General features: G+C 60.0%; 13 protein-coding genes. 9 read left to right on the top strand and 4 right to left on the bottom strand.

Going from position 1 to position 14199, the window contains the following annotated elements; all coding sequences use genetic code 11:
- Nucleotides 1-64 precede the first annotated feature (64 nt).
- The 6 genes from TR36_RS06965 (at nucleotide 65) to TR36_RS06940 (ending at nucleotide 6818) form a co-directional block, all read left to right on the top strand.
- Nucleotides 65-997: a sugar-binding transcriptional regulator gene (locus TR36_RS06965; RefSeq protein WP_062762828.1), complete on the top strand. Its 933-nt coding sequence runs from the start codon at nucleotides 65-67 to the stop codon at nucleotides 995-997.
- Between the two features lie 136 nt (nucleotides 998-1133).
- A complete protein-coding gene (locus TR36_RS06960; RefSeq protein ID WP_045390666.1) occupies nucleotides 1134-2453 on the top strand; it encodes a sugar ABC transporter substrate-binding protein in 1320 nt (439 codons plus the stop codon).
- An 81-nt stretch (nucleotides 2454-2534) separates the two neighbouring features.
- Complete coding sequence (locus TR36_RS06955) at nucleotides 2535-3407, top strand: carbohydrate ABC transporter permease (protein ID WP_062762824.1); 873 nt, start codon at nucleotides 2535-2537, stop codon at nucleotides 3405-3407.
- 1 nt (nucleotide 3408) lies between these two features.
- The gene (locus TR36_RS06950; RefSeq protein ID WP_045390672.1) at nucleotides 3409-4239 is read left to right on the top strand and encodes a carbohydrate ABC transporter permease; all 831 of its coding nucleotides are present in this window, start codon (nucleotides 3409-3411) and stop codon (nucleotides 4237-4239) included.
- Nucleotides 4240-4251: 12 nt separating this feature from the next.
- Nucleotides 4252-5244 carry an ABC transporter ATP-binding protein gene (locus tag TR36_RS06945; protein WP_045390676.1) on the top strand — a complete coding sequence of 331 codons (993 nt, stop codon included), beginning with the start codon at nucleotides 4252-4254 and terminating at the stop codon, nucleotides 5242-5244.
- 101 nt (nucleotides 5245-5345) lie between these two features.
- Nucleotides 5346-6818 (top strand): mannitol dehydrogenase family protein, encoded by a 1473-nt coding sequence (locus TR36_RS06940; protein ID WP_045390679.1) that lies wholly within the window; start codon nucleotides 5346-5348, stop codon nucleotides 6816-6818.
- Between the two features lie 21 nt (nucleotides 6819-6839).
- On the opposite strand, the gene TR36_RS06935 is transcribed toward TR36_RS06940, so the two are convergent.
- Nucleotides 6840-8000 (bottom strand): M20 aminoacylase family protein, encoded by a 1161-nt coding sequence (locus tag TR36_RS06935; RefSeq protein ID WP_045390682.1) that lies wholly within the window; start codon nucleotides 7998-8000, stop codon nucleotides 6840-6842.
- Nucleotides 8001-8062: 62 nt separating this feature from the next.
- On the opposite strand from TR36_RS06935, the gene mazG reads away from it, so the two are divergent.
- Nucleotides 8063-8869, top strand: a complete 807-nt coding sequence (gene mazG / locus TR36_RS06930; RefSeq protein ID WP_045390685.1) for a nucleoside triphosphate pyrophosphohydrolase — start codon at nucleotides 8063-8065, stop codon at nucleotides 8867-8869.
- Between the two features lie 22 nt (nucleotides 8870-8891).
- Here mazG and TR36_RS06925 read toward each other — a convergent pair whose 3' ends face one another.
- The 3 genes from TR36_RS06925 to gmk all read right to left on the bottom strand — a co-directional run bounded on the left by TR36_RS06925 (nucleotide 8892) and on the right by gmk (nucleotide 11303).
- Complete coding sequence (locus TR36_RS06925) at nucleotides 8892-9923, bottom strand: cell wall metabolism sensor histidine kinase WalK (RefSeq protein WP_082714897.1); 1032 nt, start codon at nucleotides 9921-9923, stop codon at nucleotides 8892-8894.
- 214 nt (nucleotides 9924-10137) lie between these two features.
- A complete protein-coding gene (locus tag TR36_RS06920) occupies nucleotides 10138-10674 on the bottom strand; it encodes a gamma carbonic anhydrase family protein (RefSeq protein ID WP_045390691.1) in 537 nt (178 codons plus the stop codon).
- Nucleotides 10671-11303: a guanylate kinase gene (gmk, locus tag TR36_RS06915; protein ID WP_045390694.1), complete on the bottom strand. Its 633-nt coding sequence runs from the start codon at nucleotides 11301-11303 to the stop codon at nucleotides 10671-10673. Before gmk ends, TR36_RS06920 begins: the two co-directional genes overlap by 4 nt.
- Before the next feature lie 268 nt (nucleotides 11304-11571).
- On the opposite strand from gmk, the gene TR36_RS06910 reads away from it, so the two are divergent.
- Together TR36_RS06910 and TR36_RS06905 are read left to right on the top strand one after the other, a co-directional pair.
- A complete protein-coding gene (locus TR36_RS06910; RefSeq protein WP_062762818.1) occupies nucleotides 11572-12189 on the top strand; it encodes a PAS domain-containing protein in 618 nt (205 codons plus the stop codon).
- Between the two features lie 224 nt (nucleotides 12190-12413).
- Nucleotides 12414-14165: an acetolactate synthase 3 large subunit gene (locus TR36_RS06905; protein WP_045390994.1), complete on the top strand. Its 1752-nt coding sequence runs from the start codon at nucleotides 12414-12416 to the stop codon at nucleotides 14163-14165.
- Nucleotides 14166-14199: the final 34 nt, after the last annotated feature.

The raw sequence follows: 14199 nt of genomic DNA, 5'->3' as shown, positions 1-14199 counted from the left end.
GCCTTTGGGAGGAGGGTATGATGACAGGTTTCAGCCAAATGACTATCAATCGCGGCCCGGTCACATGACCCCCGCAGATCCGCGTGATGCCGCAGCCCGCGCCGGATGGCTCTATTATGCCGGCGGACGGACACAGGACCAGATTGCCACCGAAATGGGCATCTCGCGGCAACGCGCCCAAAGGTTGGTCAGTCGCGCAATGTCCGAAGGCTTGATCCGCGTCCGGTTGGAGCATCCGATTGCGGCCTGCATGTCGCTGGAATCAGCTTTGCGGGACCGTTTCGGGCTGAAGGAGGTCCGCGTGGCCCCCTCGCTTGGGGCGGATGATCCGCGGGCCATCGCCGGTGCGGCAGCCGATCTGTTCGAGACGGTTCTGATGCGCCCCGAAGCACAGGTGATCGGTCTGGGAACGGGTCGCGCGCTATCGGCCATGGCCGCCGAAATTCCCCGAACCGAATATGCGCGCCATACGCTGGTTTCCCTGATCGGGAATATCGCGAACGACGGTCTGGCAAGCTACTTCGAGGTGATCATGCGGATCGCGACCCGCATCAACGCCCCGCATTACCTGATGTCCGCACCGGTGCTGACCGAGACGGTGGCCGAATGCGAAACCTTTCTGGGGCTGCGGGCCCTGCGCGGCGTGCGGGATATGGGATGCAGTGCCGATATCGCCTTTGTCGGCGTGGGGCAGATGGGACCGGATGCCCCCCTGCGCCAAGAAGGCTTCCTAACAGAATCCGAATTGCTGGCCCTTCAGAAGACCGGCGCCGTGGGTGAGCTTCTGGGTCACGTTTATGATGAAAACGGCAACTATATAAAGAATTCTTTGACCGAGCGCATGACGGCCGTCCGGCTGGAGCGGGACATGACCAGACTGACCATCGGCGTTGCCTCCGGCATGAAAAAAATCCCTGCATTACGAGGGGCTTTGGCCGGAGAGCTGCTGAGCGGACTGGTCACCGACGAGGCTACGGCCACGGCCCTGCTGGGCTGAGAGCTGGTTAAAAAGTTATAAAATTATCCATCAGGCGCACCCTTTTTATGATATAACAAGCTTGACGCGGCGTCAGCAATTGTGAACATCTGACGCCGATCTGGGCAGATGCTCAGGTCGAAAAGGGAGGACGACCATGACCATTACGATGCGCGGTCTGCTTGGGGCCACATGTCTTGCAGCGCTGGCCATTCCGGCCGGAGCCGAGACGATTACCGTGGCCACAGTGAACAACGGCGACATGATCCGCATGCAGCGGCTGATGCCCGAATTCAATGCGGAACATCCGGATATTCAGGTTGAGTGGGTAACACTGGAGGAGAATATTCTTCGCCAGCGCGTGACGACCGATATCGCCACACGCGGCGGCCAATACGACGTTCTGACCATCGGCAACTACGAGGTTCCGATCTGGGCCAAGCAGAACTGGCTGGCCCCGCTGGACGACATGGGCGACGATTACGACGCCGACGATTTCCTGCCCCGCGTTGCCGATGCACTGACGGTTGACGGCACGATGTATGCCGCCCCGTTCTATGCCGAAAGCGCAATGCTGATGTATCGTACGGACCTGCTGGAAAAAGCCGGCCTGACGATGCCCGAAAATCCCGACTGGGATTTCATTGCCGAAGCTGCCGAAAAAATGACCGATAAATCGGCGGGCGTTTATGGTATCTGTCTGCGCGGCAAGGCCGGCTGGGGTGAGAACATCGCCCTGCTGACCGCAATGTCCAACTCGATGGGCGCGCGCTGGTTCGACACCGACTGGAAGCCCCAGTTTGACAGCCCCGAGTGGAAGGCCACTCTGGACAACTACCTGAACCTGATGACGAACTACGGACCTCCGGGTGCGTCGTCGAACGGCTTCAACGAAAACCTCGCACTGTTCCAGACCGGAAAATGCGGGATGTGGATGGATGCCACCGTGGCAGCCGCCTTTGTCAGCAACCCTGACGAATCCACTGTTTCGGATCACGTAAGCTATGCGCCCTTCCCCGTAATGGCGGGTCATGAAAACCACGGCAACTGGCTGTGGTCGTGGAACCTTGCCATCCCGGCAACCTCGACCAAGCAGGAAGCTGCAAAGACCTTCGTCGCCTGGGCTACCTCCAAGGAGTATAGCGCCCTGGTCGCCGAGAAGGACGGGATCATGAATGTTCCTCCGGGAACGCGCAGCTCGCTCTATGCAAATCAGGAATATCTGGACGCGGCAGCCTTTGCCACGCCGACCCTGAATGCGATCGAATCTGCGGATACCCAAAGCCCCTCCATGCAGGAAGTGCCGTATACGGGTGGCCAATTCGTCTCCATCCCTGAATTCCAGGCCATCGGCACTGCCGTAGGTCAGGTGTTCTCGGCGGCACTTGCCGGATCGACAACCTCGGATCAGGCGCTTTCCGCGGCCCAGTCCCTGGTCTCGCGCGAAATGTCGCGTGCCGGTTATCCGAAGAACTGAACCGACGATTTCCATCGTCATATGGGGGGTGGCGACTTTCGCCACCCTTTTCTGAACTGCTAGCCCTGAAGGACCGCACGCATGGCCACGCAAGCCTCTCGCGCCGCTGGACGCCTGATGATCTCTCCCGCCGTCATCCTCCTGCTTATGTGGATGATCGTGCCTTTGGGGATGACGATCTATTTTTCGTTCCTGCGTTACAATCTGCTGATCCCCGGTGAGAATCCGTTCGTGGGTCTGGAGAACTACAGCTATTTCTTCACCGACCCGAATTTCTGGCCGTCGCTGGTCAACACATTGTTCCTGGTGGGTGGCGTTCTGCTGATCACCACGGTGGGTGGTGTGCTGCTGGCGCTGCTGCTGGACCAGCCGATGTGGGGCCAGGGCATTGTCCGGATTCTGGTCATCGCGCCGTTCTTCGTGATGCCAACCGTTTCTGCGCTGGTATGGAAAAACATGTTCATGAACCCGGTGAACGGGGTCTTTGCATGGATCGCAAACGTCTTCGGGCTGCCCGCGTTCGACTTTCTGGCGCATGCGCCGCTGCTGTCGATCATCCTGATCGTTTCCTGGCAGTGGCTGCCCTTTGCAACGCTGATCCTGCTGACCGCCCTGCAGTCGCTGGATAGCGAACAGCTCGAAGCCTCCGAGATGGACGGTGCGGGTCCGCTGGCACGCTTCTTCTACATCATGGTGCCCCACCTCTCGCGTGCGGCAACCGTTGTCATCCTGATCCAGACGATCTTCCTGCTGTCGGTTTTCGCCGAAATCCTGGTCACCACCAATGGCGGTCCGGGTAACGCGTCGACCAACCTCACCTACCTCGTCTATTCGCAGTCGCTGCTGCAGTATGACGTGGGCCTCGGTTCGGCAGGCGGCATTGTTGCGGTCATCCTTGCCAATATCGTTGCGATCTTCCTGATGCGGATGATCGGCAAGAATCTGGAGACCTGATATGGCACGAGCAAGCACGACGCAGCGCAAGGCCGTAGTCACGGTCTGCGCATGGGCTGTGGGATTGGTGATCTTTTTCCCGATCCTGTGGACGATCCTGACCAGCTTCAAATCCGAGGTGGACGCCATTGCGATCCCGCCGAAGTTCCTGAACTTCAACTGGACGCTGGACAACTATCATGACGTGCAGGAGCGTTCGCGCTACTTCCTGCACTTCATGAACTCGGTCATCATCTCGCTGGGATCGACGATTCTGGCGCTGATCATCGCAATTCCGGCAGCATGGTCGATGGCATTCGTGCCCGGCCGCCGCACGAAAGACATCCTGATGTGGATGCTTTCGACGAAAATGCTGCCTGCGGTCGGTGTTCTGGTTCCGATCTACCTGATCTTCCGTGACTTCGGCCTTCTGGATACGCGCACCGGGCTGATCATCGTCCTGACGATGATGAACCTGCCGATCGTGGTCTGGATGCTGTACACCTACTTCAAGGAAATCCCGGGCGAGATCCTTGAGGCGGCCCGTATGGATGGCGCCACCCTGTCGAAGGAAATCATCTACATCCTGACGCCGATGGCCGTTCCCGGCATCGCATCCACCCTTCTGCTGAACGTCATCCTTTCGTGGAACGAAGCATTCTGGACCCTGAACCTGACGGCGGCCAATTCGGCACCTCTGTCGGCGTTCATCGCCAGCTACTCCTCGCCCGAAGGGCTGTTCTACGCAAAACTCTCTGCCGCATCGACGATGGCTATTGCACCGATCCTGATTCTTGGCTGGTTCAGCCAGAAGCAGTTGGTACGTGGCCTGACCTTCGGCGCCGTGAAATAAGGAAAAGAAACCATGGGTCAGATCGAACTCAAAGGCGTTGCGAAACGATTCGGCGATGCAGAAGTCATTCCTCCGCTGGACCTGAAGATTGAGGATGGCGAGTTTGTGGTATTCGTCGGGCCGTCGGGCTGCGGCAAATCCACACTGCTGCGCCTGATTGCCGGTCTCGAAGACGTGTCGGGCGGGAAGATCGAGATTGACGGTCGCGATGCGACCGCCGAGCGTCCCGCACAGCGCGGGCTGGCGATGGTGTTCCAGAGCTATGCACTTTACCCGCATATGTCGGTCCGCAAGAACATCGCTTTCCCGCTGAAGATGGCAAAGGTTCCGCAGGCGGAAATCGACGCGAAGGTGAACAACGCGGCCGAGATCCTGAACCTTGCCAGCTACATCGACCGTCGTCCGGGGCAGCTTTCGGGTGGTCAGCGCCAGCGTGTGGCCATCGGCCGCGCCATCGTGCGGAACCCCCAGGCGTTCCTGTTCGACGAACCGCTGTCGAACCTCGATGCCGCCCTTCGCGTGAACATGCGTCTGGAAATCACGGAGCTGCACAACACGCTGAAGACCACCATGATCTACGTGACCCACGACCAGGTGGAAGCGATGACCATGGCCGACAAGATCGTGGTTCTGCAGGCCGGCAAGATCGAACAGGTCGGCAGCCCGCTGGATCTGTACAACCACCCGAAGAACCGCTTCGTGGCGGGGTTCATCGGCAGCCCGAAAATGAACTTCATGACCGGGGCCGAAGCGGCCAAGCATGATGCGCATGAGATCGGCTTCCGTCCCGAACATATCGCGGTGGGTGAAACCGGTGACTGGAAGGGAAAGGTGACCGTCAGCGAGCATCTCGGCTCCGACACCTTCCTCCATGTCGATACCGAATTCGGTATCATCAACGTTCGTGCGAACGGCAACGTGGATGTCCACCACGGTGATACGATCTGGATGACGCCCGACCGGTCAAAGGTTCACCGCTTCGACGCGGCTGGCAACACGCTTTGACATTGGGGGTTCCGGCGTCCGCAGGACGGACGCCGGAACCTTCGTCGTTGACACGGTCGCCCGAACGCATGGCGTCGATGGCGGCAACTGGATGAGATGACATGAAACTTTCCAACGCCACTCTTCGCGACCTCCCCTCCCACATCGTTACCCCGACCTATGACCGTTCCGCACTGAAGGCCGGAATCGTGCACATCGGTTGCGGCAACTTCCATCGCGCGCATATGGCCGTCTATCTGGATGACCTTTTCGGGATGGGTCTGGACCACGACTGGGCCATCATCGGCGCGGGCGTTCGGGCACCGGACGGCAAGATGCGGGATGTGCTGGCCGCGCAGGACTATCTTTCCACCGTATCCGAACTGAACCCCGACCGATCAGAAACACGGGTCATCGGATCGATGATCGACTTCATCCCCGTGGAGCAGACCAATGGTCCGCTGATTGCGGCCATGACCGATCCGGCAATCCGTATCGTTTCGCTGACGGTTACCGAAGGCGGATACTTCATTGATCCGAAAACGAACACCTTCAGCCCGTCGCACCCAGCTATCCAGGCGGATGCTGCACATCCCGATGCTCCGGAAACGGCATTCGGGGCCATCATCGCCGCGCTGAAGGCGCGTCGTGCGGCAGGAACACCGGCATTCACCGTGATGTGCTGCGACAATGTTCCCCATAACGGGCATGTCACACGCGATGCCGTGACCGGCCTGTGCCGTCTGTTCGATGCCGAACTGGCGGATTGGATTGCCGCGAATGTGGCCTTCCCGAATTCGATGGTAGACCGGATCACCCCGGCGACCGGCCCCCGCGAACGCCAGATGGTCGCGGACATGGGCATCGACGATGCGGCCCCCGTCACATCGGAATCCTTCCGCCAGTGGGTTCTGGAAGACAACTTCCCGAATGGCCGCCCCGCGCTGGAAAAGGTCGGCGTGACATTCACCGACGCGGTGGATGCCTATGAAACGATGAAGATCCGGATTCTGAACGGCGGTCATGCCATCCTCGCTTATCCGGGCGGTTTGCGCGACATCCATTTCGTGCACGAAGCGATGCAGGATCCGCAGATCCGCGCCTTTCTGGATAAAGTGGAAACGACCGAGATCCTGCCGATCGTACCGCCTGTGCCGCAGACCGACCTGCTGGAATACAAGGAACTGATCCTTGAGCGGTGCTCCAACCCCGAGGTTGCGGACACTGTCCGTCGCCTGTGTCTGGACGGATCGAACCGCCAGCCGAAATTCATCGTTCCGTCCATCCGTGACGTGGTGGCCAAGGGCAATGATGCAACGGGCCTGATCCTGCTCTCGGCTCTCTGGTGCCGCTATTGCTTCGGGACCAGCGAAAAAGGCGTGGTGATCGAGCCGAACGATCCGAACTGGGATGTGCTGACGGCGGTGTCGGCAAAGGCCAAGACGGACCCGTCCGCCTGGCTTGCCATGCATGAAGTCTATGGCGATCTGGGCGAGAATGCGGTCGTTTCCGCACGCTTCGACCAGATCCTTCGGGCGGTCTGGGCCGACGGCAGCGAAGCCGTCATTGCCCGCTATCTCGACGGCACTCTCTGATCCCCTGCGGGAAGGCTGTTTTCAGCCTTCCCGAACCGGCTGCGCGGCCTCGACCAGCCGGGCAAAGAAAGCAGCCCCCAAGGGCGCAATCTCGTCCTTGAAATCATAGTTCGCGCTGTGCAGGCCTGCCCCCGGCCCCGTACCTAGGAACATATACGCACCGGGCCGCGCCTCCAGCATATACGAGAAATCCTCTGCCCCCATCTCGCGTGGCACATCCGCATCCACCTCGGTCAGGGTTGCGGCCACATCTGCGGCAAAGCGCGCCTGATCGGCATGGTTGATCGTGGGCGGATAGCCCAGATCGTAATCGATATCCGCCTCGACCCCGAAGGATGCCGCCTGCCCTGCAACAATGGCCCGAAAACGCTCTTCGGCCAGCTTGCGGATTTCGGGGGTGAAAGAGCGGATCGTCGCGGTCATCCACGCTTCACCCGGAATGACATTCGATGCGCTGCCCGCATGGATCTGGGTGACGGACACGACCAGCTGGTCCAGAGCCGACGTATTGCGGCTGACGATCGTCTGGAGCGCCTGAACCAGGCTGACCATCGCGGTGACCGGATCGACCGTCGTATGGGGCATGGCACCATGTCCGCCCTTGCCGCGAAGGGTTACCGTTGCCGTATCTACCGAAGCCATGATCGGCCCGGGATTGGTCATCATGAGGCCCAAGGGCTTGTTCGGCCAGTTGTGGATACCAAACACGCGGGAAATGTCGAAACGGTCCATGATACCTTCCTCGACCATCGTCCTGGCACCACCGTCGCCCTCCTCGGCTGGTTGGAAAATCAGCGCGACACGCCCGGTGAAGGCCCGCGTTTCGGCCAGATATTTCGCGGCCCCCAACAGCATCGTCACATGCCCGTCATGCCCGCAGGCATGCATCTTGCCCGTAACGGTCGAGGCATGGGGAACGCCCGTCTGTTCGATGATCGGCAGGGCATCCATATCCGCCCGCAGCCCGATCGTCGGGCCGTTGCCCTGCCCGTTGATGATCGCCACAATGCCGGAGGTGGCAATCCCTTCATGGATCTCGTCCACGCCGAACTCCCTCAGCCGCGCGGCGATGAAGGCCGCCGTCTCGTGGCAATCATAGGCCAGCTCGGGATGGGCGTGCAGATGCTGGCGCCATCCCTTCATCTGCTCGGCTGAGGCGGCGATGCTGTTCGGGATGGACATGGTGGACTCCGGATTTGAAGGGATAGTAGGAAACCATGAACCGGAAATGGAGGGCCGACGCAATGCGTGCCGAAACAGAAATCCGCCGCCTGATCGATATCATGGCCCGATTGCGTGATCCACAGACCGGCTGCCCATGGGACGTGGCGCAGGATTTCGCATCAATCGCGCCCTATACCATCGAAGAGGCCTATGAGGTGGCGGATGCCATCACCCGCGAGGCATGGGATGAACTGCCGGGCGAATTGGGCGATCTGCTGCTGCAGACCGTGTTCCACGCCCGCATGGCAGAAGAGGCTGGCCATTTTGATTTTGCCGATGTGGCGGCCTCCATCTCGGACAAGATGATCCGCCGTCATCCGCATGTATTTGGCGACGATGGCCCCCGCGATACCGAAGGGCAGACCCGTGCATGGGAAGAAACCAAAGCGGCAGAGCGGGCCACCCGCAACGAAAGCGGTGTACTGGACGGCGTGGCGCTTGGGCTACCTGCCCTGACACGCGCGGTAAAACTGCAGAACAGGGCGGCCCGGGTCGGGTTCGATTGGCCCGACATCGGTCCCGTGCTGGACAAACTGCGCGAGGAGATGGATGAACTGGCAGAAGCCCGTGACACCCTGACCCAAACCGAGGTGGAGGAGGAATTCGGCGACATGCTCTTTGTCATGGCCAATCTTGCCCGCCATATGAAGATCGATCCCGAAGCCGCCCTGCGCCGCACGAACGATAAATTCACACGCCGTTTCGGCCATATCGAACGTGCCTTGCAGCAGGCCGGGAAAAGCCCCGCCGAAAGCAATCTGTTGGAAATGGATCGGCTGTGGGATCAGGCAAAGGCGGCGGAAAAACAGGCCAAAGCGGCGGGATGATCCCGCCGCGTGGCCCCGCAGATCAGGATTGCGGCAGGATTACCGTAAAGGTGCTGCCCTCTCCCTTGCGGCTTTCGATGCGGAAGCGCCCGCGGTGGCGATTGATGATGTGCTTGACGATTGCCAGCCCCAGCCCCGTCCCGCCCATCTCGCGGGACCGGTGGTTGTCCACACGGTAGAACCGTTCTGTCAGGCGCGGAATGTGGATCGGATCAATTCCGTCACCTTCATCCTTTACCGCGATGGACACGGTCGGGCCAAGACGCTGGGTATTGCTGTTATCGCGCGTGACGGAAATGGTCACGCAACTGCCGGCGGCCCCGTATTTTATCGCATTCTCGATCAGGTTCTGGAAAACCTGCATCATCTGGTCGGAATCGGCGGGCACATTCAGGGGGCCCTCCTCCCCGACCACTTCCAGTACGACGCGGGATTGTTCGGCCGTGGGCCGCAGGGCCGTGGCGGCCGTATTCACCAATGCGACAATATCCGTGGAGGTGCGCGGGCGCACGCGTTCCTCGCTCTCAACCCGGCTGAGCGACAGAAGATCCCGCACAAGGCGGTTCATCCGCTCTGCCTCCCGCGCCATGATCTCCAGAAAGCGGCCGCGGGCCACGGCATCATCGCGTGCGGCCCCCTGCAATGTCTCGATGAACCCGAGCAGCGAGGTCAAGGGCGTCCGCAGCTCGTGGCTGACATTGGCCACGAAATCACGGCGCATCAGGCCCGCCTGCTCCTGCTCGGTGATATCCTCGAACACGCAAAGCACGCTGGTATTGGCAATCGGGGAAACGGTCACGCGATAGGTCACCTCCCCCGAGGCGCGGGTGGCAATGTACCGCGTGCGGGAGGTCTGGCGGTGCCGGCGGGTCCCCTCGATCGCATCCAGCAAGCCGGGATGGCGCATCGAAATGATGTAATGGCGACCAACAAGCCCTTCGCCGAACAGCATCCGCGCGGCGGCATTGGCATTGGTGATCCGATCCTCATCGCCGATGAACAGCGCGGCAACAGGAATACCGTCCACGATTTCGGAAAACAGCGTGCTTTCCAGCCCGCGCTGAATATCCAGACCATCAGGGGTTTTCATATGGATCGACCCTTTTGAGCCTTGTTTTGATGACAGGGCCGTTCGCAGTCCGCCCATTTGAGTTCACCCTACCTTTGCACCGCCATATTCAAAAGTTTTATGACAACGGCAGCGCCGCGATGATCCCCCGAAGCCGGAAAAACGGTGCATGGCCCCGGATATAACCAAGCCGGCATGGTTATTTTGCCGGATTCACCGGCTGCAGGCCATCGCGGAAACGTGTCATATTCCGGCGGTAGCCAAGCGCGGAAGCATGGGATCGTGCGATTTCATCCGCGGTCAACGGGCGGATGACCCTTGCAGGGCTGCCGATGACCAGCGATCCATCCGGGATCTCCTTGCCTTCGGTTACCAGGGCATTGGCACCGATCAGACAGTTTCGACCGATCTTTGCACCGTTCATGACAACGGCACCCATGCCGACCAGTGTACCGTCACCTATGGCGCACCCGTGCAAAAGCGCCCGATGCCCGACGGTGCAGCCCTCTCCCACACTCAGGGGGAAATTCATGTCGGTATGCAGCACAGCATTGTCCTGGATGTTCGACCCGGCCCCGATACGGATTTCCTCGTTGTCGCCGCGCAGCACGGCACCAAACCAGATCCCCACACCTTCTGACAGCACCACATTCCCCATCACATGGGCTCCGGGGGCAATCCACACCTCTCCGGAGGCAGGCAGACTGGGCGCAATATCATCCAGCGAATAGATCATCGGCCCTCGAACTCCGTATTCATGTCACGCACAAGGTCGGTCAGATCGGGTTGCCGGTCCCGACGCAGCCGCTCTGCCTGCAGGATCATGCGCAAATCCTGCTCGGTCCGGTCAAGGTCGGAATTCACCAGAACGTAATCGTATTCGGCCCAATGGCTGATCTCATCCCGGCTTTTGGCCATACGATGGGCGATCACCTCGTCACTGTCCTGACCGCGCCCTCGCAGCCGCGTTTCAAGCTCTGCGATCGAGGGCGGGAGGATGAAAATGGAAACAGCATCCCGGCCCAATGGCGAATTGCGTATCTGCTGCCCACCCTGCCAATCCACATCGAACAGCGTATCCCGGCCCTCGGCCATTGCCAGTTCGACCGGGCCGCGGGGGCTGCCATAAAAATTGCCGAAAACTTCGGCATGTTCCAGCATCTGGCCATTCGCGACCATATCCTGAAAGCTTTCACGACTGCGGAAATCGTAATCCTTGCCATGCACCTCTCCGGTGCGGGGAGCGCGGGTTGTGGCCGAAATGGAAAACCGGATTGTCGGATCCCATGCCATCAACCGCTTGGACAACGTGGATTTTCCCGCGCCCGAAGGTGATGAAAGAATAAGCAGAAGCCCGCGTCGCATCGGATTACCCCCATTGGCCATTTGATGCGCGTCTGCGGCAAAGGCAGCGCCACGTCAAGCACATCGGAAAATACCCGCCGAAATTAACTATTTATTTATCTTTGGCGGGACTTCGATAAAATTTGCACCTATTTCAAATCAACTTCGCGGATTTGGCCGTAAGCGCCTATAACAGCTTATGACAGTGAACGGTTTTATCGCACGAACAGCTTGAATTTGTTATATCTGGCCTGCGGTCCCATCGTCGCAGGAAATGTTGGAGCCTTCTATGACGACACAATACCCCATCATTACGCAGGTGCGCCGCTACTGGGAAGCGCAGCGCGAGGATGGCGAGGTGCCGCATCGATCGCGGATCGATCCACGTTCCTTGCCCCATGCATTGCCGAACGTATTCCTGATCGAACGTATCGCACCGGGTGTCACCAGGTTTCGTGTGGCGGGGGGCGTATTGTCCGATTTGATGGGAATGGACGTCAGGGGCATGCCCTTTCTATCCCTTATCGAACCGACCGAGCGCGAGAGCCTTGCTCCTCGCATCGATGCGCTTTTCGATCAGGCGGGCCAGTTGAACATCTGTCTTGAAAGCACCCGTGCGCAGGGCACGCCGCAAACCCATGGGCGGATCCTGCTGCTGCCACTCCAATCCAGCCGCAATGTGGATCAGGCGCTTGGATGCATCGAACTGCATGGCGAACACGGCCCTGCCCCTGTACGTTTCAGCCCTGTGCGCGCCCAATACGACCGGCTTCTGCTGCCGCCAGCCTCTCTTGCCCACATGGGCATGGCCGAGGATGCATCCCCCTTCGCATCCGCGCGTCCGCATTTGCGCTTGGTCCACTCCAGCGATGCACCGTATAAAGTTTCAAACGGAAACCACAGGTAATAACAATAATACGCACATTTGATCTTTTAGGTTCTTTTATGTGTTGACCTTGGATCCTGCCGAACATAGTTTGCCCCTTGTAATGACGGGGGCCGTTATGGCTATGAACACTGTATCCAGGGGTTCGGGGCGCAAGGACCGGTAACGGTTGACCGGAAGGTTTCCATGCGCCCTCGATGCTTCGGGGGCTTTTTTCATTGTACGGCAAGGATTTGGAGACGGCGATGACGCAGATGACCGGCGCGAACATGGTGGTGCAAGCCCTGAAGGATCAGGGGGTCGAGGTCGTATTCGGCTATCCGGGCGGCTCGGTCCTGCCAATCTATGACGCGCTTTTCCAGCAGAACGACATCAAGCATGTTCTGGTCCGCCATGAACAGGGTGCGGTCCACATGGCCGAAGGCTATGCCCGTTCCACCGGCAAGCCGGGTGTCGTTCTGGTAACCTCCGGCCCCGGTGCAACGAATGCGGTGACCGGCATGACGGATGCCCTGCTGGATTCGATTCCGCTGGTGGTTCTGTCAGGTCAGGTCCCGACATTCCTGATCGGCACGGACGGCTTCCAGGAGGCGGATACCGTCGGCATCACGCGCCCCTGCACCAAGCACAACTGGCTGGTCAAGGAAACATCCAGGCTGTCGGCCACCATCCACGAGGCGTTTCATGTGGCCACCAGCGGCCGCCCCGGCCCCGTGCTGATCGACATTCCCAAGGATGTGCAGTTTGCCGAAGCGGATTACATCCCGCGTGAAAAGATCAAGGTGCCGCACTACCAGCCGCGCACCCAGCCCGATCCGCAGGCCATCGAACAGCTGGTGGAATGGATCGAAACCGCTGAACGCCCGGTATTCTATACCGGCGGCGGCATCGTGAATTCCGGCCCTGAGGCCAGCCGCCTGCTGCGCGAACTGGCCGATGCCACAGGCATCCATGTCACTTCCACGCTGATGGGCCTCGGCTCCTATCCGGCCAGTGGCAAGCTGTGGCTGGGCATGCTGGGTATGCACGGCCTGTACGAGGCCAATATGGCCATGCACGGCTGCGATCTGATGGTCTGCCTCGGCGCGCGGTTTGACGACCGGATTACCGGGCGCGTGGCAGATTTCTCGCCGAACTCCACCAAGGTGCATGCCGACATCGATCCGTCCTCGATCAACAAGATCGTGCGCGTCGATCTGGGCATCGTCGGCGATATGACGGCCACCCTGCAGGCCACGCTGGATCTGTGGAACGAACGCGGACGCAAACTGAACCATGAGGCGATTGCCCGCTGGACCGACCAGATCAACGAATGGCGTGCCGTTCGCTGCCTGCGCTACGCGCCCTCTACCACCACGATCAAACCGCAATATGCGCTGGAGCGGTTGGAAGCCCTGACCAAGGACCGGGACCGCTACATCACCACCGAGGTGGGCCAGCACCAGATGTGGGCCGCGCAATATCTGGGGTTCGAAGCCCCGAACCGCTGGATGACCAGCGGCGGCCTCGGCACGATGGGCTATGGCCTGCCCGCCTCCATCGGGGTGCAGGTCGCGCATCCCGATGCGCTTGTGATCAACGTCGCGGGTGAGGCGTCCTGGTTGATGAACATGCAGGAAATGGGGACCGCCATGCAGTTCCGCGCGCCGGTCAAGCAGTTCATCATGAACAACGAACGTCTGGGCATGGTCCGCCAGTGGCAAGAGCTGTTGCACGGTGAACGCTACAGCCATTCCTGGTCCGAGAGCCTGCCCGATTTCGTAAAGCTGGCCGAGGCCTTCGGTTGCAAGGGTATCCGCTGCAGCGATCCTGCCGAACTGGATGATGCGATCATGGAAATGCTGGACTATGACGGCCCCGTGATTTTCGACTGCCGGGTGGAAAAGCACGAGAACTGCTTTCCGATGATTCCCTCGGGCAAACCGCACAACGAGATGATGATGGGCGAGGCCGATGTGCAGGGCGCGATCGGTGAAAAGGGCGGCGCGCTGGTTTAACCGGCCCCGACGCAAATCAGGATAAGGGACAGTC

It is taken from the genome of Falsirhodobacter sp. alg1, from assembly GCF_000739715.2.
Taxonomy (GTDB): domain Bacteria; phylum Pseudomonadota; class Alphaproteobacteria; order Rhodobacterales; family Rhodobacteraceae; genus Falsirhodobacter.
This window is presented reverse-complemented; position numbering and strand designations above follow the sequence as displayed.

Excerpts from the sequence above, each read along its gene's own strand:
- TR36_RS06920 (WP_045390691.1), bottom strand. The coding sequence starts at position 10,674 with ATGATCTATTCGCTGGATGATATTGCGCCCAGTCTGCCTGCCTCCGGA.
- gmk (WP_045390694.1), bottom strand. The coding sequence starts at position 11,303 with ATGCGACGCGGGCTTCTGCTTATTCTTTCATCACCTTCGGGCGCGGGA.
- TR36_RS06945 (WP_045390676.1), top strand. The coding sequence starts at position 4,252 with ATGGGTCAGATCGAACTCAAAGGCGTTGCGAAACGATTCGGCGATGCA.
- TR36_RS06960 (WP_045390666.1), top strand. The coding sequence starts at position 1,134 with ATGACCATTACGATGCGCGGTCTGCTTGGGGCCACATGTCTTGCAGCG.
- TR36_RS06910 (WP_062762818.1), top strand. The coding sequence starts at position 11,572 with ATGACGACACAATACCCCATCATTACGCAGGTGCGCCGCTACTGGGAA.
- TR36_RS06955 (WP_062762824.1), top strand. The coding sequence starts at position 2,535 with ATGGCCACGCAAGCCTCTCGCGCCGCTGGACGCCTGATGATCTCTCCC.
- TR36_RS06905 (WP_045390994.1), top strand. The coding sequence starts at position 12,414 with ATGACGCAGATGACCGGCGCGAACATGGTGGTGCAAGCCCTGAAGGAT.
- TR36_RS06935 (WP_045390682.1), bottom strand. The coding sequence starts at position 8,000 with ATGTCCATCCCGAACAGCATCGCCGCCTCAGCCGAGCAGATGAAGGGA.
- TR36_RS06940 (WP_045390679.1), top strand. The coding sequence starts at position 5,346 with ATGAAACTTTCCAACGCCACTCTTCGCGACCTCCCCTCCCACATCGTT.
- TR36_RS06965 (WP_062762828.1), top strand. The coding sequence starts at position 65 with ATGACCCCCGCAGATCCGCGTGATGCCGCAGCCCGCGCCGGATGGCTC.
- mazG (WP_045390685.1), top strand. The coding sequence starts at position 8,063 with ATGCGTGCCGAAACAGAAATCCGCCGCCTGATCGATATCATGGCCCGA.
- TR36_RS06950 (WP_045390672.1), top strand. The coding sequence starts at position 3,409 with ATGGCACGAGCAAGCACGACGCAGCGCAAGGCCGTAGTCACGGTCTGC.